This window comes from uncultured Veillonella sp. (assembly GCF_963534045.1).
GTDB lineage: Bacteria > Bacillota > Negativicutes > Veillonellales > Veillonellaceae > Veillonella.
The window spans coordinates 1-19132 of record NZ_CAUSQT010000017.1 but is presented as its reverse complement, the minus strand read 5'-3'; the positions used below and the strand labels follow the sequence as shown (position 1 = coordinate 19132).

The window sequence follows — 19132 nt, the reverse complement described above, 5'->3', positions numbered from 1 at the left end:
AAATACCTAGAATTTATTTAAATTACAATTTTAGATTTAATCTTGTGAGGAATAATATGGATTTTATACATGATAGACATAGTAATATCCTTTTCAGTCTTTATGGTAGTAAAGTAAATAGAATCAAAATTCATAATAAAACATTAACATTAATAGTTGACGAAATGTATCAATTGGTTGACGGTGAGGAAAGAGCATTTTCCGGTGAAATATCTTTTAAAGACTGTGATGTGGATTTGTGTAAGGTACTAATATTTAACAAAACCTTGGGTGAAGGTCGCTTTTATGGAAAGTCTCTTTGTTTACAAGATTTTATAAATGAGTATGTAGACTCAGAATTTGAAATAATTACGGAAGGATATTTTGCCAATACAACTACATATACAGGTTGGCTTTGGATCGATGAAAAACCTCCAGTATCTGTCATTATGTATATTTGGAATAGCGGGGATATGGTGTATCGTGTAAAAAAATAACCCTATTTTTTACAAATAAAATTATGCTAGATATAGGAAAGAGAAAGATTGATATAATATTTTATAGGTATTGGGAGCGTAGAGCAAGTCAGTATTAACGCTCGTAAGAACTCATGCATAATGGCTTTGCACACCAGGAACGAAGTGTCCTTATAATTTTTTTTTATAAGTTTATGGAGTGAACTATAATGGTATGGCTAAATTCAGTAGATTATAAAAACCAAGAGTATATGGAGCTAAGACTTAATGCACCATTATATGAGAACATACGCTTAGATTTTAATCCGCTCAAAATTTCTGATGTGTCTGGTCATGAACCAAGTTGGAAAGACTGGCACCGTTATAGAAAGCCATTACGTGTATATAGTCCAGATTTTGATATCTTAGTTTCTTATTTTAATAAAGCGTATCCTATTATAGATGCATCAGATAATACTGAAAGAGATAGATTTGATGTATGCTTTGATAATTGGATTAAGAAAGATTACTGGATTAAAATAATTCATAATATTGAAGTTGATCTTATAAACCTTAGTAAAGAAGAGCAAGTGTTTTTAAACACATTTATTGCTTGGATAAAGGAATCACTTCAACATACATCTGTTATAGTAGTTGAGGGAAATCTTTAAACTGGAAAGAATACTCTAAAGTTGATGATACTATTAGTGGTACTTTTATGTATCTTGTAAATAGGATAAGTAAATAAAATTAGGAGATATATTATGTTTAAACCAGTTCGTAAAAAGATAAATGAAATAGACCATAGTGCTACAGAAGCTTTATTACAATCTAATCGTCGAGGTATTTTAGCCATGAATGGTGATGAGGGCTATCCGTATGCTATTCCAATTAATTACTTTTACGATTGTGCAAAGCAAAAGATTTACTTTCATGGCGCTAAAGTTGGTCATAAAGTAGATGCATTGAAAGCTTCAGATAAGGTATGTTTTACTGTATATGGTAATGAGCGAATGGATGAATCTGAATCCTGGGCACCGTATATACAAAGTGTAGTTGTGTTTGGGCGGTGTCGTTTATTAGAGGCTGGCCCCGAATCTATAGAGCGATTAAAAGAATTTGCTATGAAGTATTATCCTGATGAAACTTTAGCTGATGAACAAATTGCTCGTAATGGGAGAGCAACACAAATGTTTGAAATTACCATTGAACATATGAGTGGAAAACAAGTACAAGAGAAATAATAGATTAGCCCTTCGCTTATGTGAAGGGCTTTTACTATACACTCATACTTATAAATGTAATATAATGTAATTAGTGATAATCATTTTAAAAATATAGTTCATGGGAGAGATACATGATACAGATAAAAGATCTAGGTACATTTGAATCTGTGCCTCATATCGTAACAGATATTGTAACAGGAAATATTAGCGCCTTAGAAAATGCGTTAGCCAATGGTTGGGATATTAATGAGCCTATAGAAATTGGGGAATATAGTGAGCATACACCATTAGAACTAGCGCTAGTCATGTGTTGTTTACCAAGCATTCAATGGTTAGTAGAGCATGGCGCTGATCTTAATGATGAAGAAAATCCAAGTTTCTTACTAGCTGTACGGTATGGTAATAAAGAGATTATAGACTATGTTGTGGCTCATGGTTCTAATATTCACGCTTTGAACTGTGTGAAAGTAGATGCTTTTCAAGCTGCTTTATATGGCAAGAAATATGAGAATCTACAAATTATTCATGATTTAGGTCATACAGTACAAAAGTATGGCGGTAAAGCTTTTAGAAATATCATCACAGATAGAAATTATGAGGTTCTAGATTTCTTTATTCATAATGGTGTAGATATTAATTACAACAAGCCTGATTCTGTATATCCCTTTAAGCCAACCCCATTGTGTGTAGCAGCTCGTTATGTGGATTTACAGATGTGCAAATATTTGGTAGAGCATGGTGCTGATGTGACCATTACGGAAAAGGATGGTATGCGTCCCTATAGCATTGCCATTGAAAAGGGCGATATGGAAATGGCAGAGTATTTTAAATCCTTAGAGCCTGCTGAGTTTCATGATATACAAAATAAAATGGATAAGTTAAAGCCATTTAAATTACCAAAAGCATTAGTGAATTTTTTAGCGGGCGAACAACTTTACTTTGAATTGCCAGACTCCGATTTTATATCTATAGAGTTCTTCCCACTTATTGATACGATTCCATTTAAATTAGGTCGTCGTAATCTATTACGTTTATCTAAAGACCTGGGCGAGTATAACGAGTGGCAAATTGTGTGGGACCCTAAAACTAAAAAGATTTCTTGTTATGATGTAGAACATCAAGAACTACGAGAGCTTTGTAAATTTGATGAGTTTATGTCCGATATGGCAGGTCAATTAGAAAACTTGTTTTAGGATATATCGTAAAAGAAAGGCGATACATATGACAGATACATTTGAGAAAACATATAGGGATTGGTCCATTGATGTAGGCACCTATAAATATGAAGGTATTACACTGAATGAAGTTGAACAAAATCTGTATGCTATTGAAGACCAAGAGCAAGACTTTGTAGTTATTTCTCCATCAAAAGCAATCTCCATAGATAATAAACTATATAACTTTGTACAGGTTTGTAGTGATCAAGATACCGATTTATTACATATAGAGCTTAGTGTAACTAATGATGGTGAGCAGGGGGCCATTATATACGGTAAAAATGAGCTGGGTCATCAAGAGGCATTAAAGATAATAGCAGATTTAATTGTACATCATAAGGTTCCTGCATTAGATAGTTGGGAAACTGTGTTAGATTTAAGACCGAAGATGGAAAGCTATGTAAAGAATTCTGAAAATGACTAATCATGTAATCTTTGATGATACGCACATTTTTTCCTTTACATTTTGGGATGATGAATTCAAAGATTTACATTACTTTGCCATAGATGGATGATATATTTTCTAAAAATTAAGTTACTACAAATAGTATACGGAGCCCATTATGTTATATTCATCGAATAACCTTTTGTATAAGTATATTCGCTATCGATTTAGACGTATTCAGATTCAATACAATATGGTATACGATGTAACACCAGAGGAAGAAGATGAGATTTGCATTGATCTGTTAAAAAAGAGAGCGAAGATATTGATTCCTGTTGGCATAGTATATGGTTTGATATTTGCCCTTACTTTCACTTGGCTATTAGGCACAAGTGAGGAATTGAACCCATTAATGCAATGGGAGGTAAGAGTTATTGACTATGTTATACCATTTTTAAATACCATTGATTTTAAGTGGTATGCGTATTCACTGAATTTATTGTGGGCAGCCCTTATATTGGCCCCTGTCGGGATTATTAACGTATCTCCTTATATCATTTTTTCCTATATTATAGATACCATTTTGATACGACGCGAGGTGAAAGCTTTAATAAAAAAATATTCCATTGATCAAATAAAATGTGGTTAGATTATATCTATTTGTTTAGGAGAGAGTATTATGAGTAATCTAAAAGACTTTGATTGGACCGGATTTTGGAATGATGTTGATTATGCGTTTGAATCCTATATAGGTAAACCTATTACCGTTAAGGATATTAAGGATGCTGAAGGTGAGCTAGGCTATATATTACCTGCAGCATATATTGAATTACTTAAGAATCATAATGGCGGTGTATTGAATAAGAACTGCTTTATTAATAATGAGGGCGATTGTGTATATGTAACAGGCATATATGGTATTGATAGAGATAAAAAGCATTCTATCTTTGGCCAATTCGGCAACGAGTTTTGGATTTCGAAATGGAAATACCCTCCTATAGGTGTTGTTGTAGCCGATACGATTTCAGGTGGTCATGATATGATTTTCCTCGATTATCGTGAGTGTGGTCCTACCGGTGAGCCTAAGGTCGTACGTGTTGACCAAGAAGGTGATTACTCAATTACACTGTTAGCAGATAACTTTGGTGACTTTATTAATAACTTATATATCAGTATCGAAGAAATCACGGATGAAGAGTTTCAATCTTTAAGTGATGCGGAAAAGGTTAAGCTCCTTAATGAACAAGAGGACCTAGATGTTGATCGTGCTATGGAGCTGTTAACTAACATAGGTATCGATAATTTGTCTCCTATATTGCTAAGTACCTTAGGACGTATGTATAACAATAATGGTCGACCAGAAGAGGCTATCGAGTTATTTGATCGTATAGATGAGGCACATCGTGATTGGTCTTGGTATTATCGTTGTGGCTATGCTCATGCGTCTTTAGCATGTGGTGAAAGCTACGAATCTGAACATGTACAAAAAGCATTACAGTTAATAGAGACGGCCATGAAAATGACGAAAGAAGCTAGATTAGATAAACAACTTGGTTGGTGTTGTGAAGTTGTAAAATATCTATTAACTCAAATTAAGCCAAAAGAGTACAAGACGGATTATCCTGTGATATTTGAAACCATTGAAAATTTCTCTGATAAGAAAAATAGTATAGATACTGCAGATGGTAAAGATACTGAAGACGTTAATGAATATGAAGAACTTAACTATCCTATATATGATGAAGTGCATTGGGTATTTAATAAACTTACGTATAGTAGAGAAGAGTTTTCCAAAGAATACAATAAAGTAGTAAAGAATTATACAGATAAGAATCAAGTAGATAATGATGATATATTAGATGAACCTGAAATTCTATTAACCTATGAAGCTTGGATTGAAAGTGTAGACCAGCTCTTTGATAATGAACGTGTAACCGATGAAGAACTACTTGAAGACGATAAAGAAGACGGTATGTGGCAAGTAGAAATCATGGCTCATCTCGTAGCAGATAATGGTACATATTTTACTAGAGAAGAACTGCTCTTTAAATTGCATAATCTAATGGCTAATAAAGAACTGGGTGATCATGTATTTTTTGAAGGTATTGAATACGAAGGCCATGAATGTGAAGGTTATGGACTTATAGATAACAAAAATGGTATTCCTGTATTCTATATATGCTGCGGTAGTTAATTAATAGAATACTATTCTAGCCCTTCATTTATGCGAAGGGCTTTTACTATACACCTAGAAATTATATACTTTTGTGCTTTGGGCTACGTTATTTTATATAGCCTTCGTGTAAAATGTTGAGAAAGTATTTTAGTATTTTTGAAATCAAAGCATTGTAAAGAGAGAGAGGAAGCCTATGATAGAAAATGAACTCATATATGATGAGAAATATTGTGAATATAGACTTCGTTATGAAGGCTTAGAATTCTGTTGGGATGAGAAGCCATCAGGTGATTATTTAGATACTGTAAAAGTCCTGGCCCAAAATTATCATAAAAATATTGATAAGATTGCTGCTTTTATGCTTGAAGACATACAAGAAATGTATGATGAATCTATTACTATAGATGATGTGAAAGAACGTATAGGTGTCCCTAAGATTGAACCAGAGCTAGGTACTGTAACCTATTGTGAACAAACCTTTGATTATACTCATATATTTTGCTTTGAATTTGGGGACGATGAGTTTGAAGATTTAGATTACTTTGCTATTGATGGCTGATATATTGCTATAAAAATGGCAAAAGAGCTACTTTAGATAAATAGATTAGTTTAGTGTTGTGAAGTAGTAGAGTACTATTAATCTCTATTAGTTTAAAGGATTATAAGGAGGATTATCCTATGATTTTTAATGCCATAAAAAACCTGTTTAACAAGGATGAGAATACTGAGCAGATTGAATATCTCGGTACTGATAAAGATGGTAATAAAATATATGAAGGTTACTATCATGAATTTAAAGGCATTCCTTGGGTTTTCAATAAAACTACCTATACTAGAGAAGAGTTTGATAAGGCGTTTTATGAATGTCTAGAAGAGCATAATGTTAATCCTGATACATTACCGCCATTAGTAGAGCCTGAAATTCTTGTAAGCTATGAAGCTTGGATTGAAAGTAAAAGTCAGCTTCACCCTAATGAATACTTATACGAAGACGATGAATTAGAAGAATACGATAAAGAAGACGGTATGTGGCAAGTGGAAATCTATGCTCGCTTCAAAGCAGATAATGGCCAGTATTTTACTACTGAAGAGATTCTTTTCAAGATACATAATGCATTGGCTAATAAAGAGCTCGGTGATCATGTATTCTTTGAAAATCTAGCCTATGATGATCACGAATTTGACGCTGATGATGCCGATGATGTCGACGATAATGATGAAGGTACTCCTGTATTTGTTGTATGGCTTGGTAGCTAGTAAATAGCTGTTTTGTTATAGGCTATTTTGTTATAAACTATTAATTTAAAATCTGTAACTTATTGTTTTGTGTTGTTTGTTATTATTATGATAAGATGAGTTCATATACATATTAATGATATGAGGGGAAGTGTATTGTATGTCTATGAGTGTTGAACAATTTTTATCTTTATCTGATGCTGAACAGTTGCAAACTATTAAAGACCTTAATGATATCGGTCAAGAGGACATTATTATCGATGTATTGACGGGGGTTGGCATCGATAACTTATCTGCGCCTTTATTAGGCGAGCTTGGTAGAGCTTATAACAATAATGATAAACCAGAAGAAGCTATTAAAGTATTTAAGGCTATAGACAAAAAATATAGAGATGCAGTATGGCATTATCGCTATGCGTACTCCTATGGATCTATAGTTTCATCTAATCGTGAGGCTTATACATCAGAGAACATGCAACAGATGTTAGCTTTAGTAGATAGCGGTGTACAATTAGCTACTAAGGAAGGTCGAAACGATATAAGGGAATACTGCCTTGAAGTCAAGGATATGTGCCGTCTAGAAATAGATTTTGAAAAGTGTGAGGTTGACTATCCTGATCTATGCTTAAACTATAGCAAGTATATAGCAGAAAAAAAGAAGAAAAGAGAAGGTGTACCTCGTCAACGAACGATTACGGTAGAAGAAATTTTAGCTACCGATGACATGTGGACTATAAATGAGCCTGCCTATTGGACGATCAATATTTATGGTTCTTATGATGACTATTTAGAATCTGCAAAAGGCTTCACTGTAGAGCAGCGATATCTTAACGCTATATGCTGGTATTTCGCTGAGGTTAATAATGGTGGACATCATCAGTTCTTCTATAACTCTACGGGCATTGTATGGGAGGATGCTCTTGTGGGGTTACGCCTTTTTAAGATGGATATACTAGCAGATAATTTACAATCTGTAATCGATTACTTTGGCGGTTCTGTTCCATTTGATAGAGCTGAACGATGGACAATTTTACAAGACTGGGAGAATGAAGCTAAATTATTTGATTTCCTAGATGTAAAAGATGATGTAGTCTATGAATATGATGGCAAATTTGAAGATGTATTTGTACATGAACATCCAGAGTTATTTGTATTTGATGGAACCTATACCGTCTCAGAATAAGATTGGTGTATAATTAGTACATATATAGTTGCTTTCACTATGATGTTTACTTTCACCAAATTATATTAGAGGTATTACATGTTAGATAAACAAGGCGTATATGATTGCCTACGTGACCATCATATCGAATTTGAAATTACGAATCACGCACCGTTATTTAGTATGGATGACAAGCCTAATGTAGAGTTGCTATATCCTGAGTGGGATGCGAAGAATTTATTCATTCGAGACCATAAACGTGAACATTATTATTTGATTACTGTTCGTGGTTCTAAGCGTGTGGATCTAAAGCAGTTCCGCAAGGATCATAAGCTTAAAAAGATTTCCTTTGGTTCCGAAGAAGAGCTATGGGATATTTTAAAGATTAAACCCGGTCACGTATCTCCATTCTGCTTGCTTCACGATGAAGCGCGTAAGGTGCATTATTATATTGATGCGGATTATAAAGATAATCTAATTGGTATACATCCAAATCAAAATGATGCTACCGTATGGCTACAAGGAAAAGACTTAGTTAACTTAATTGAAGAACATGGTACAATAGTAGAATATATTACATTGTAATTTAGTCGAATTGGAGCATGTATGAATAGAACATTATTAAAAAGTATTCTAGTAACCTCTGTGATTGCAGTATTAGGTGTGAGCACGTCCTTTGCAGGGCTCGTTATGGAACGTGATGAAGGTTTAGATACAGCACCTAGTGTAGGCATGTATCGGTATCAAGTGCCTACAGAGTTACAGGGGATATATAATAGTGCAAGCGTTGCCAATCTAACAGCATCTATGGAGAAAGAGCCTAATACATTATCTATGAATGTAGCCCATGTAAAAGGTAATCCATCTGAGTCTTATGTTGTAGAGATTTATAAAGATTTAGCTGCCATTGAAACACATCGCAAATCCGATCATTATCAAGACTTTGTTAATGAAGTAGGTTCTAAATTAACAAATCGCAAATTGTACGATGTACAGTCTGTACTATTGTTTGAGAAAAAAGATGCTTTATCTATCGTGAATGATGGTAAAGCAGTAGTGACATTAACAGAGTTTACTGTTAATAGCAATGATATCGATACCGTACAACGTCAATACCAACTCGACATTGAACGTGCCGTACGCGATGATGCGGGTTATAAGGCTGGCTATGTGCTTCGTGAAAGAAATGTAAATAATCGTTGGTATGTTATTCAAATCTATAGCGACCAAGCAGCTCTTACAAAACATGTAAACAGCCCTGGCTATCGCTTTATGATGAGTCAAATCCAAGGTAGTCTACAAAACGTTACCACAAAGGTACTAGACGGGGATGTCCTCGTCAACCATGGGGGTCTAGCGTTTGTAAGACCTTAAAACTGAATATAATATAATGACAGTAAAGTTACTGCTAGCATAAACATATGTGCTAGCAGTTTTTTGTTAAATAATAGGTGAAAGTATAGTTTATACTAAAAGGAGTTACATATGACACAGCAAGAACGTTTACGCTATTTACTTGAAGGCTTAGTAGCAGAATACAAAGAGAGGCATAACGAACATATAGATATCCCTATGAATGAAGAAGAGCAATTTACTCTCTTTAGATCTTTATGTAATATTCGTCCTGCTGGTGGTATGTCTCTTGAATGGATGAAGATAGAGTCTGAATATTTAAATATATTGGCCCATGAAAAGGGAATCGTAACGATTAGTGATATGGAAGAGCGAGAGCCTCAGATTTATTTGTGGCAAGGAGATATTACTCGATTATCTGTAGATGCTATTGTAAATGCAGCCAATAATAAATTGCTCGGATGTTTTGCTCCCAATCATAAGTGTATCGATAATGAAATCCATACCTTTGCTGGTATTGAGCTTCGTATGGAATGTGCTAGAATGACTGAGTATATGGAAATGCCTGAAAAAACGGGTGTGGCTCGTATGACCTATGGGTATAATTTACCGGCAAAGCATGTAATTCATACGGTAGGACCTATTATTTATGAGGCGGTAACAGATAAAGAGCGACGTGAACTAGCTTCGTGTTATCGATCTTGTTTACAGTTAGCCAATGCTTATAACTTACACTCCATTGCATTCTGTTGTATTTCTACTGGTGAGTTTAGATTCCCTAATGAAGAAGCAGCACAGATTGCTATAGATACGGTACGAACATATTTAAAAGAAACAAATAGTAAAATACAAGTGGTATTTAATGTGTTTAAGGATATAGATTATGACATCTACAACAAATTATTGGGATAAATAATATACTCCTTTTGAAATTCATAAAAATACTGTATCATTTAATAATGACATACAAAAGGTTATGAATGATTTGTTAGTTTAAAAAGGAGTTAATGTACTATGAATTATAAATACACCTATGAAAGCCCATTAGGAACAATGATTATGCTTGGTACATTAACGTATTTAACAGATTTATTTTTTGTAGATGAAAGCCATGCTCCTAGTTATGATGATGCGGAATATATTGAACAACTAACAGGTCCCTTTGAAGTGACCATTATGTGGCTAGACCAATATTTTAAAGGTCAAAAACCATTTATTACTCCACCAATACAATTAGAAGGAACAGAGTTCCGTAAGTCTGTATGGTCTGTATTGCAAACTATACCTTATGGGGGAACTACAACCTATGGAGATATTGGCAAACAAATAGCTGAAAAGCAAGGTAAAGATAAAATGTCTGCTCAAGCTGTGGGCGGTGCCGTAGGACATAATCCTATATCTATTATCATTCCATGTCATCGCGTTATCGGTAGTAATGGTAAATTGACAGGATATGCGGGTGGTATTGAACGTAAGAAATACATGCTTGATCTTGAAGCGAAACATAAATAGTACATATTAGATTGTAAAATCATATTTAAATAGACTTATAGAAAAAGAAGAAAGAGATTACTCATGATGGATAGACACATCATAGGTAATCTCTTTTGGTATATATAGGGGGGACTATTTAAATTGATTTACTAAGGTACCAATGCCACTAATCGATATAGATACGGTATCTCCTGATTTTAACCAACCATATCGTTTTTCATTTTTACCGAGTACAACACCACTAGGTGTACCGGTAAAGATGATGTCACCTTCTTGTAGTGTAATATACTGAGATACAAACTCTATGATTGCATCTGGTTTAAATAGCATTTGTTCTAATTTAGCTTGTTGACGCACTTCACCATTTACTGTTGTGGTAATGGTAGCATTTTCAAAATCAAAATCGTCAGGTGATACGATAACAGGACCGATAGGGGCAAAGTTATCTAGTGATTTACCTAAAATCCATTGTGTACCTCTAAATTGTAAGGTTCGAGCTGATACATCATTACCTATGGTATATCCTAAGATATGTTCTTTAGCTTGGTCGCGAGATATATTTTTACCCGTCTTACCAATAACAATGACGAGCTCTCCTTCGTAATCATAATGAAGGTTTTCATCTTGAATGGGAACTATATCTTGATGTGACGCCAATGCATTAGATGTTTTCATAAAGATTTCCGGAAAATCATGTTTAGCAAGACTAGTTTCTTCTATATGGTCTGCATAATTAAGGCCTATACAAATTATATTGTTAGGATTAGTAATAAGTTTAGGGTTAATAGATTCTTTCATAATAGATATCTCCTTATACATTAGGTTGTTAAGTTAATTATAATATAAATCGTAATGTAAAGAATATTTTTGACGAAATAATTATATAGAGGCATTTTTGTCACATCCTGTTTGTTATACTTAAACAAAGTAATAAAAGGAGGAGTCCCTATGTATATGCATAGAAATGTGACAGATAAATTTATAGGTACCGTAGTATCTTGTGACATTATAAGTACGGGTAGCTGGTATGGTGATTTACCAGATAGCGTTCCAAAGGAAGTGAAATTAAATCGTAAAGATTACTATATTGAAGAGATACAACATATTTCTATTAAGGAAGCCATTAGTGTTACCTATGGCATTAAATGGGAGCATATCTCGAAACCTGTAGAGGGTAAAATAGAATCCTTAACTACTAAGGAGTACTCAATTGACGAATCTAAAAAACAATATCTATTAGAGCTTATGGGGCGTAGATTTTCCGATGATATTGACCTATATGATGAGGATGAGTGTGCTGTCCAAGTGCAGCTCATCAACACTGAGGATCAGGAATTTATATATGAATTTCCTTTTGATAATACCCTGAGGGCCATGTCTATACTATTCAGACAAATCCTAGGTATGCCTACATTACTTTTATTTGATGGAAATCGAGAAAAAGATAGAATTCAAGAGATTCATATTGAAGTGCAAAAAAATATGTACCAAGAATATGGCGACGTAAATACATTGAATTTTAATTGGAATGAGCCGTCTATTTCCATTGATTGTAATAGTAAGCAATTTGGTCACTCTAGCCATAGTCATAGCGAGTATGTAGATAATCAAATGATTCATCAATTGAAGCAAGATATTGAATTTCACATTGGCGAAACGCTATATAGTCTAGATTCCTTTAGTCTCAGTGAAAGTCATGACCTTGATAGAGACCCTGCTCGTGGTGGTATAGTAACAGTACTTATTAAATGGGCGCATAAAGAGGATACATTGTTTATAGGGAATGTAACTGATCAGTATGTACCCACTTGGTATAAAAATCTAATTAATTTTATACATGCTCATACAAGAGATAAAACTTTACAAGAGTTTTTACAATCAAATCATACATCTGATAGAAGAATTTATACGTATTGTTCTGTATATATTTTTAAGATAAACCAGGAATTTTATTATCGTACTGATAGAAATGATATATATGAAGGGGATATTGTAAAAGTTCCGTTTGGATCCGATAATGCGGTTCGTACTGGTCGTGTAGAATCTATTTCATATCATACGCGTTACGACGTACCTTATGATTTGAATCGTACTAAGTTTATTATAGATAAACTTCCGACCTCTATAGAATATGTTGAAATAACTTGCTCATAGTGTTAAGATTATAAGTATATTAATAAGCATGGAGGTTATTGTTATGAGCAAGAATATCGATTGGGATAATCTCGGTTTTGGTTATGTAGAAACCGACTACCGTTATTTGACTACATATAAAGATGGTAAATGGGACGAAGGCGGATTAATTACTGATGCTAACGTTGTTCTTAATGAATGTGCAGGTGTATTCCAATATGCACAAACTGTATTCGAAGGTTTAAAAGCATACTACACTAAAGATGGTCACATTGTATGTTTCCGTCCAGATCTTAATGCAGAGCGTTTAAATCAATCTGCGGAACGCCTTGTAATGCCTACATTACCTGAAGGACGCTTCATTGAAGCTGTAAAAGAAGTTGTAAAAGCAAACAAAGACTTTGTTCCTCCTTATGGTCATGGTGCAAGTCTTTATATTCGTCCATACATGATGGGTACTAACTCCGTTATCGGTGTAAAACCTGCAGATGAATATCAATTCCGCGTATTTACTACACCAGTAGGACCTTACTTCAAAGGTGGCGCAAAACCAATTAAAATCCGCATTACTGATTTTGACCGTGCAGCTCCTCATGGTACTGGTCATATCAAAGCTGGTCTAAACTATGCGATGAGTTTATATGCTATCACTGATGCTCATAACAAAGGTTATGCAGAAAACATGTACCTTGATGCGGCTACTCGTACACATGTAGAAGAAACTGGTGGTGCAAACTTTATCTTCATCACTAAAGATGGCAAATTAGTAACACCTAAATCTGATAGTATCTTGCCATCCATTACACGTCGTTCCTTGATGTATGTAGCAGAACATTATCTTGGTATGAAAGTAGAACATCGCACTGTTTATAAAGATGAATTAAAAGACTTTGCTGAAATGGGTCTATGCGGTACAGCAGCGGTTATTTCTCCAGTAGGTCAAATCGATACTCCAGAAGGCACTATCAATGTACCAGCTGGCATGGATGATATGGGGCCTATCACTAAAAAATTATATGACACATTACTTGGCATTCAACATGGCGAAATCGAAGCTCCAGAAGGTTGGGTAGTTAAGATTTGCTAATCTTTAAGTAATATACAATAATATAATATTAAAACATCCTCCATAATCAGAAGATTGTGGAGGATGTTTGCGCTTATAGAATTTATTTGATTGGATCTATCGATTTAGTTTGATGCTTTTCGTGCACCGACCTTAGTCATAAATTTCTCGTTATTAATGACGAATCGTTCATGTGAGCCTTTACCGATGACACCAACACCATCGGATGCTTCGATGGCAAAGGAGATTTTTCGCCCTTCCACAGCTGTTACTGTAGCAGTGGCTGTAATTGTAGCACCCATAGGGGAGGGAGCATCATGGCTAATGGATAGGGAGATGCCTACCGTGCCTTCACCATCATTCAATTCTGGTTGTACCGCTGCTTGTGCAGCTTCTTCCATAAGTGCACACATAGCAGGAGTAGCGAATACCTCAAGAGAACCAGACTTCATTGTTTTTGCAATATTAGATTCTGTAACTGTAACCGTTGCTGTTGCAGATTGACCAACTTGTATCATAGTAAACCTTCTTTCGTAATGAACTAGAATATATTTGTATTATACAACTCTTATGAGTATATATGCTAATTTTGTAATGATAAAATTTATTATTTCCTAAAATAGACTTAATTATACAGACTCTATAGAATCCGTGCTATAATAGTACTAGTTTTATTAAACGAGGTAACTATGAAAGAACGAAAATTTTCGCCTTCTGGTGAAGGCTTGGTGCAGGTAATAGCAGGCGTATTATTTGTCGTACTACTAATCATCATTAATATTGTAGATCCTACATTTTACCCAACTATGTGGCATCTAGCAACGAGTGGTTCTATGGAGGAAATTGCCGAGTATATTCAAGGCTATGGTCCTATGGCCATGGTGGTGAGTATGCTCCTTGATATTTTTGTCAATGCTGTAGGGTTTTTGCCATCCATCTTTATTTCCACAGCGAATGGTCTCGTGTTTGGCATGTGGCCTGGCATTATTATTTCTTGGCTCGCTGAAACCATTGGGGTAGTCATCAGCTTTTACATTATGCGTTATTTCTTACGAGATGCGGCGGATAAGCTAATTTCTAAGAGTACCACATTGATGAAGGTTGATGATTTTTCCGGTAATAATGGTTTTGTGGTCATGTTATTTGCTAGATCATTACCTTATTTTCCATCTGGTGTCATCACTGCATTAGGGGCTATCAGTAAGATTAAACCGCGTGACTATATTTTAGCAAATTTAATTGGTAAATTTCCGTCTACAGCCCTTGAAGTTGCTATTGGCACAGATATTGTAAATTTTCAAGAAAATATGGGGCGTCTAGGTATTATTGTCGTCGTAGCAGCCATTGTATATTTTATTCTATGGAAGGTATATAAACGATATATTAATAAACGTAATGCAGAACGAGAACATGATCCTAATGCTTAATAAACATGTATTTCTATGTAATTAAAATAAAAGAGGCGATACTATGAGTTTTTCACTTCCTGAACGCGTAATATTAAAAGGGCCTAATTTCATCCGTGAAGTATTTGAACGTGGTGTGGGTGTACCTGGATTTATCAGTTTTGGCATTGGTAATCCAGCACCAGAGGCAATTCCTGTGAAAGTCATCGAAGATGCCTTTGATTTCATCGTTCATGATAATCCTATGAGTTTATTACAATATGGTCCGATGCAAGGGGATGCGCGATTAGCAGAATTGACCTTACAACGTTTATCGAAAGTTCACCATATGAATTTAGAGGGTCAAGGTTTGATTATTTCTAATGGGGCTGGTCAACTATTGGGCTTGGTACCTATTACTGTATGTGAACCTGGCGATGAAGTGTACATGGATGATTATACTTTTACCAGTGCTATCAATTCTGTACGCAATATGGGAGCTAAGGCAGTCGGCATCAAAACTGATGAATTCGGTATGATTCCAAGTGAGTTGGAAAAAGCGGCTCAATCAGGCAAGGGGAAATATATCTATTTAATTCCAAATTTCCAAAACCCAACAGGCATTACTATGCCACTAGAACGTCGCAAAGAGATTTACGCCATAGCATCAAAATATGATTTGTTTATCTATGAAGATGACCCATATGGTGAAATTCGTTTTGCAGGTGAACATATCCCAACATTTAAATCCTTTGATTCAGAAAATCGTGTTCTCTATGCAGGTTCCTATTCTAAAACATTATCGGCAGGCTTGCGTGTTGGTTTCTTGTTGGGCCCAGAAGATGTTATCGGCACTATCCAAGCGTTAAAAAATAATACGGCGGGACAAATGCCATTAGTTACACAAAAGGTGGTAGCACACGTACTAGACCACATCGATTACGATGCACATTTAGAAAATGTACGGAAGGTATATAAATCTAAATGTGATGCTATGATGCGTGTCTTTAAAGACAAAGGTAGTTCCAAGGTTCATTTGACTCAACCTACAGGTGGTATGTTCGCATGGATGACAATGCCGGATACTGTTGATTGTGATGAATTCTTTGAAGCGTGCATGAATAAAAATGTAGGCATTATTAAATGTGGTGCTTTTGCAGCGGATGGTGTACAAAATGGTCATGCATTCCGTTTGAGCTATACGGTGCCAACAATTCCAGAAATTGAGAAGGGGATGGAAATCCTCTGTGCTCTTACAAAGGACTATTGTGGTGAATAATTTAGTCGTTTAAAGCGTATAGGTATATTGAAAATTATTAAACTACCATGATACAATAACACTGTAAATATATGATGTGTTAGTTGTAGAAAGAGCTTTCACAATGAACGATATTTACAATGAGATAATAATTTTCTAACTATATATTGTTGAGGGAAGTCCTCGAAGAAAGTAGGTGTTTACTATGGGTTGCGGTAGCAGCAGTAGTGATTGCAATAGTTGTCCATCCAAATCCGCAGGTTGCGGTGGTGCACAACAGCCTCAAGATATGACGGCGCCATTGCATGAATTGAGTTCCGTTAAACATGTTATCGGTGTTGTATCCGGTAAGGGTGGTGTAGGTAAATCCTCCGTTACAAGCTTGATGGCCTTAACGATGGCTCGTAAAGGTTATAAAGTAGGTATTCTTGATGCTGATATAACTGGTCCATCCATTCCTAAGATGTTTGGTATCAAAGAAAAGGCTTACGCTGACGAAGTTGGTATGTATCCTGTTAAAACTAAGCAATATGGGATTGATGTAATGTCCGTTAATTTATTGCTTGAAAACGATACAGATCCTGTTTTATGGCGAGGTCCTATTTTGGGCAATGTAGTAAAACAATTCTATAGTGATGTTATTTGGAAAGACATCGATTATTTATTCGTTGATATGCCACCAGGAACGGGTGACGTAGCGATTACTGTATACCAATCCTTGAAATTGGATGGTATCATCATTGTTACATCTCCTCAAGACTTGGTATCCATGATTGTTGAAAAAGCAGTTAAGATGGCTGATTTAATGCAAGTGCCTATTATTGGTGTAGTGGAAAACTACTCTTACTTCCATTGCCCAGATAACGGTAAGGATTACCAAATCTTTGGTGAAAGCCACATTGAAGAAATCCTCCAAAAATACGGTCTTTTATTGTTGAATCGTTTGCCAATTGATCCAAACATCGCAAACCTTTGCGATAAAGGTGATATTGAGTCTATCGACAAAACAAATTTAGAGGATGTATCTTTGCCTGAGTAGGATATATATGACGATGAAAGCTGTGCATAGTTTTAGATGTACAGCTTTTTTCATACAAAGTTTAATTTTTTTTCCTATGTAGGAGGTATGTGTATGAAAAAACTGTTAAATTGGATTATTCCAGCGGTCTTTGGTATAGGCCTATGGATGATTCCAACGCCAGAGGGTTTAACTCCTCAATCTTGGCATTTGTTTGCCATTTTTGTTGCTACCATCGTAGGCTTTATTACCCAGCCATTACCAATTGGTGGCGTATCTATCGTTGTTATCACTGTGGCTGCACTCACAGGTACATTGAAAATTGGTGAAGCTATTTCTGGCTTTGCGAATTCTGCTATTTGGTTAATTGTTGGGGCCTTCTTATTCTCTCGTGGTTTTATTAAGACTGGTTTGGGTAAACGTATTGCGTATAATTTGATTGCTGCATTTGGTAGTAGTTCTTTACGTTTGGCTTATGCATTAGCATTATCTGATTTAATTTTGGCGCCTGCCACACCATCTAATACAGCTCGTGTAGGTGGTGTTATCATGCCGATTACTACAAGCTTGGCAAAAGCTTTCGGTTCTGAACCTCAAGATGGACCTCGTAAAATTGGTTCCTTCTTGATGCAATCCATTTATCAAGTGAATACGATTACATCTGCTATGTTCCAAACATCTATGGCGGGTAATACATTGGTTGCTGCATTGGCACTTCAATCTTTTGGCATCGGTATCACATGGGGCGACTGGGCTATGGCAGCCATCGTACCTGGTGTTATTGCATTGATTATAATGCCATATTTCATTTATAAAGTATACCCACCTGAAATTAAAGATGCTCGTGAAGCACAACAAATGATTAAAGAAGAGCTAAAAGGCCTTGGTAAAATGTCGTTCCAAGAATGGGTTATGCTAGGCGTATTCGTTTTAGCTTTAGTGTTATGGGCTACTTCTCAATTCACAAAAATTGATGCTACCACTGTTGCATTCTTAGGTATTTCTATTTTGCTTGCTACTAGCGTTCTTGTTTGGGACGATGTTAAAAGTGAAAAAGGTGCTTGGGATACATTAGTTTGGATGGGTACCTTAATGGGCTTTGCCGGTTTCTTGTCCAAATTGGGCTTCATTAAATGGGCAACAGTACTTGTAGGCGCTTATATTCCAGAAGGATCTTGGATTATTGCCTTCGTTATAGCTGTACTTATTAATACATATTCCCACTATGTATTCGCATCCTTAACAGCACATATTTCTGCCATGTTCGTAGCATTCTCCGCTATTGCTATCTCTGCAGGTGCACCACCAATGTTGACATTGTTGATGATTGCATTTACATCTAACTTGTGTATGTCTTTGACTCACTATGCTGCAGGCCCATCTCCAGTTATCTTCAATACTGGATATGTTCCTCAAAATGCATGGTGGAAACTTGGTTTCTTCTCATCCGTAATCAACTTAATCATCTTTGTAGGATTAGGTTCTATTTGGATGAAAGTTATCGGTATGTGGTAACATACAATTACATAAACGTATACGATTATGTATACATGACGCCGTCCCTTGTGGGACGGCGTTTTTGTGATACA

Annotated in this window: 22 protein-coding genes; 20 read left to right on the top strand and 2 right to left on the bottom strand. The window is 35.4% G+C overall.

The genetic code is table 11. The annotated features are described in order from the left end of the window. Positions 1-56: 56 nt before the first annotated feature. From RYP29_RS04435 to RYP29_RS04370, 14 genes are all read left to right on the top strand, one after another. Positions 57-476, top strand: coding sequence for a hypothetical protein (locus RYP29_RS04435; RefSeq protein WP_311532477.1), 420 nt, complete (start codon positions 57-59; stop codon positions 474-476). Positions 477-664: 188 nt separating this feature from the next. Beyond that, positions 665-1105 (top strand): BdrN protein, encoded by a 441-nt coding sequence (locus RYP29_RS04430; protein WP_311532476.1) that lies wholly within the window; start codon positions 665-667, stop codon positions 1103-1105. Between the two features lie 93 nt (positions 1106-1198). Then, a complete protein-coding gene (locus RYP29_RS04425; RefSeq protein ID WP_311532475.1) occupies positions 1199-1678 on the top strand; it encodes a pyridoxamine 5'-phosphate oxidase family protein in 480 nt (159 codons plus the stop codon). Between the two features lie 113 nt (positions 1679-1791). After that, positions 1792-2853 carry an ankyrin repeat domain-containing protein gene (locus RYP29_RS04420; RefSeq protein WP_311532474.1) on the top strand — a complete coding sequence of 354 codons (1062 nt, stop codon included), beginning with the start codon at positions 1792-1794 and terminating at the stop codon, positions 2851-2853. A 28-nt stretch (positions 2854-2881) separates the two neighbouring features. After that, positions 2882-3301 (top strand): bacteriocin, encoded by a 420-nt coding sequence (locus RYP29_RS04415; protein WP_311532473.1) that lies wholly within the window; start codon positions 2882-2884, stop codon positions 3299-3301. Between the two features lie 139 nt (positions 3302-3440). Then, positions 3441-3911, top strand: a complete 471-nt coding sequence (locus RYP29_RS04410) for a glycosyl transferase family 4 (RefSeq protein WP_311532472.1) — start codon at positions 3441-3443, stop codon at positions 3909-3911. Between the two features lie 30 nt (positions 3912-3941). Next, positions 3942-5456: an SMI1/KNR4 family protein gene (locus tag RYP29_RS04405; protein ID WP_311532471.1), complete on the top strand. Its 1515-nt coding sequence runs from the start codon at positions 3942-3944 to the stop codon at positions 5454-5456. A 175-nt stretch (positions 5457-5631) separates the two neighbouring features. Then, positions 5632-5997 (top strand): hypothetical protein, encoded by a 366-nt coding sequence (locus RYP29_RS04400; protein ID WP_311532470.1) that lies wholly within the window; start codon positions 5632-5634, stop codon positions 5995-5997. A gap of 119 nt (positions 5998-6116) precedes the next feature. Further along, positions 6117-6695, top strand: a complete 579-nt coding sequence (locus RYP29_RS04395) for a hypothetical protein (RefSeq protein ID WP_303938230.1) — start codon at positions 6117-6119, stop codon at positions 6693-6695. Positions 6696-6834: 139 nt separating this feature from the next. Further along, positions 6835-7857 carry a DMP19 family protein gene (locus tag RYP29_RS04390; RefSeq protein ID WP_311532469.1) on the top strand — a complete coding sequence of 341 codons (1023 nt, stop codon included), beginning with the start codon at positions 6835-6837 and terminating at the stop codon, positions 7855-7857. Between the two features lie 78 nt (positions 7858-7935). Beyond that, positions 7936-8421, top strand: a complete 486-nt coding sequence (locus RYP29_RS04385) for a YbaK/EbsC family protein (protein WP_311532468.1) — start codon at positions 7936-7938, stop codon at positions 8419-8421. 21 nt (positions 8422-8442) lie between these two features. Continuing rightward, positions 8443-9210: an antibiotic biosynthesis monooxygenase gene (locus RYP29_RS04380; protein ID WP_311532467.1), complete on the top strand. Its 768-nt coding sequence runs from the start codon at positions 8443-8445 to the stop codon at positions 9208-9210. A gap of 111 nt (positions 9211-9321) precedes the next feature. Continuing rightward, positions 9322-10101: a protein-ADP-ribose hydrolase gene (locus RYP29_RS04375; RefSeq protein ID WP_311532466.1), complete on the top strand. Its 780-nt coding sequence runs from the start codon at positions 9322-9324 to the stop codon at positions 10099-10101. A 102-nt stretch (positions 10102-10203) separates the two neighbouring features. Further along, positions 10204-10701: a methylated-DNA--[protein]-cysteine S-methyltransferase gene (locus tag RYP29_RS04370; RefSeq protein WP_060807082.1), complete on the top strand. Its 498-nt coding sequence runs from the start codon at positions 10204-10206 to the stop codon at positions 10699-10701. Between the two features lie 114 nt (positions 10702-10815). On the opposite strand, the gene RYP29_RS04365 is transcribed toward RYP29_RS04370, so the two are convergent. After that, entirely contained in the window at positions 10816-11481 is a 666-nt protein-coding gene (locus RYP29_RS04365) for a fumarylacetoacetate hydrolase family protein (protein WP_311532465.1), read from the bottom strand. 150 nt (positions 11482-11631) lie between these two features. Between RYP29_RS04365 and RYP29_RS04360 the strand changes: the two genes are divergently transcribed. After that, the gene (locus RYP29_RS04360) at positions 11632-12837 is read left to right on the top strand and encodes a hypothetical protein (protein WP_311532463.1); all 1206 of its coding nucleotides are present in this window, start codon (positions 11632-11634) and stop codon (positions 12835-12837) included. A gap of 43 nt (positions 12838-12880) precedes the next feature. Continuing rightward, entirely contained in the window at positions 12881-13903 is a 1023-nt protein-coding gene (locus tag RYP29_RS04355; RefSeq protein ID WP_311532461.1) for a branched-chain amino acid aminotransferase, read from the top strand. Between the two features lie 104 nt (positions 13904-14007). On the opposite strand, the gene RYP29_RS04350 is transcribed toward RYP29_RS04355, so the two are convergent. Next, complete coding sequence (locus tag RYP29_RS04350) at positions 14008-14400, bottom strand: thioesterase family protein (protein ID WP_009660872.1); 393 nt, start codon at positions 14398-14400, stop codon at positions 14008-14010. Between the two features lie 171 nt (positions 14401-14571). Here RYP29_RS04350 and RYP29_RS04345 point away from each other — a divergent pair, with 171 nt between their 5' ends. From RYP29_RS04345 to RYP29_RS04330, 4 genes are all read left to right on the top strand, one after another. Next, on the top strand, positions 14572-15309 hold the full coding sequence (locus tag RYP29_RS04345) for a TVP38/TMEM64 family protein (protein WP_005380858.1): 738 nt from the start codon (positions 14572-14574) through the stop codon (positions 15307-15309). A gap of 43 nt (positions 15310-15352) precedes the next feature. Beyond that, complete coding sequence (locus RYP29_RS04340; protein ID WP_311532459.1) at positions 15353-16546, top strand: PLP-dependent aminotransferase family protein; 1194 nt, start codon at positions 15353-15355, stop codon at positions 16544-16546. A 184-nt stretch (positions 16547-16730) separates the two neighbouring features. Beyond that, positions 16731-17564, top strand: a complete 834-nt coding sequence (locus RYP29_RS04335) for an Mrp/NBP35 family ATP-binding protein (protein WP_005383883.1) — start codon at positions 16731-16733, stop codon at positions 17562-17564. A gap of 93 nt (positions 17565-17657) precedes the next feature. Continuing rightward, a complete protein-coding gene (locus tag RYP29_RS04330; RefSeq protein ID WP_311532457.1) occupies positions 17658-19058 on the top strand; it encodes an anion permease in 1401 nt (466 codons plus the stop codon). Positions 19059-19132 lie beyond the last annotated feature (74 nt).

What these genes read in the sequence shown, in the direction of transcription:
- RYP29_RS04435 (WP_311532477.1), top strand. Translation starts at nt 57, where the DNA reads ATGGATTTTATACATGATAGACATAGTAATATCCTTTTCAGTCTTTAT.
- RYP29_RS04430 (WP_311532476.1), top strand. Translation starts at nt 665, where the DNA reads ATGGTATGGCTAAATTCAGTAGATTATAAAAACCAAGAGTATATGGAG.
- RYP29_RS04425 (WP_311532475.1), top strand. Translation starts at nt 1,199, where the DNA reads ATGTTTAAACCAGTTCGTAAAAAGATAAATGAAATAGACCATAGTGCT.
- RYP29_RS04420 (WP_311532474.1), top strand. Translation starts at nt 1,792, where the DNA reads ATGATACAGATAAAAGATCTAGGTACATTTGAATCTGTGCCTCATATC.
- RYP29_RS04415 (WP_311532473.1), top strand. Translation starts at nt 2,882, where the DNA reads ATGACAGATACATTTGAGAAAACATATAGGGATTGGTCCATTGATGTA.
- RYP29_RS04410 (WP_311532472.1), top strand. Translation starts at nt 3,441, where the DNA reads ATGTTATATTCATCGAATAACCTTTTGTATAAGTATATTCGCTATCGA.
- RYP29_RS04405 (WP_311532471.1), top strand. Translation starts at nt 3,942, where the DNA reads ATGAGTAATCTAAAAGACTTTGATTGGACCGGATTTTGGAATGATGTT.
- RYP29_RS04400 (WP_311532470.1), top strand. Translation starts at nt 5,632, where the DNA reads ATGATAGAAAATGAACTCATATATGATGAGAAATATTGTGAATATAGA.
- RYP29_RS04395 (WP_303938230.1), top strand. Translation starts at nt 6,117, where the DNA reads ATGATTTTTAATGCCATAAAAAACCTGTTTAACAAGGATGAGAATACT.
- RYP29_RS04390 (WP_311532469.1), top strand. Translation starts at nt 6,835, where the DNA reads ATGTCTATGAGTGTTGAACAATTTTTATCTTTATCTGATGCTGAACAG.
- RYP29_RS04385 (WP_311532468.1), top strand. Translation starts at nt 7,936, where the DNA reads ATGTTAGATAAACAAGGCGTATATGATTGCCTACGTGACCATCATATC.
- RYP29_RS04380 (WP_311532467.1), top strand. Translation starts at nt 8,443, where the DNA reads ATGAATAGAACATTATTAAAAAGTATTCTAGTAACCTCTGTGATTGCA.
- RYP29_RS04375 (WP_311532466.1), top strand. Translation starts at nt 9,322, where the DNA reads ATGACACAGCAAGAACGTTTACGCTATTTACTTGAAGGCTTAGTAGCA.
- RYP29_RS04370 (WP_060807082.1), top strand. Translation starts at nt 10,204, where the DNA reads ATGAATTATAAATACACCTATGAAAGCCCATTAGGAACAATGATTATG.
- RYP29_RS04365 (WP_311532465.1), bottom strand. Translation starts at nt 11,481, where the DNA reads ATGAAAGAATCTATTAACCCTAAACTTATTACTAATCCTAACAATATA.
- RYP29_RS04360 (WP_311532463.1), top strand. Translation starts at nt 11,632, where the DNA reads ATGTATATGCATAGAAATGTGACAGATAAATTTATAGGTACCGTAGTA.
- RYP29_RS04355 (WP_311532461.1), top strand. Translation starts at nt 12,881, where the DNA reads ATGAGCAAGAATATCGATTGGGATAATCTCGGTTTTGGTTATGTAGAA.
- RYP29_RS04350 (WP_009660872.1), bottom strand. Translation starts at nt 14,400, where the DNA reads ATGATACAAGTTGGTCAATCTGCAACAGCAACGGTTACAGTTACAGAA.
- RYP29_RS04345 (WP_005380858.1), top strand. Translation starts at nt 14,572, where the DNA reads ATGAAAGAACGAAAATTTTCGCCTTCTGGTGAAGGCTTGGTGCAGGTA.
- RYP29_RS04340 (WP_311532459.1), top strand. Translation starts at nt 15,353, where the DNA reads ATGAGTTTTTCACTTCCTGAACGCGTAATATTAAAAGGGCCTAATTTC.
- RYP29_RS04335 (WP_005383883.1), top strand. Translation starts at nt 16,731, where the DNA reads ATGGGTTGCGGTAGCAGCAGTAGTGATTGCAATAGTTGTCCATCCAAA.
- RYP29_RS04330 (WP_311532457.1), top strand. Translation starts at nt 17,658, where the DNA reads ATGAAAAAACTGTTAAATTGGATTATTCCAGCGGTCTTTGGTATAGGC.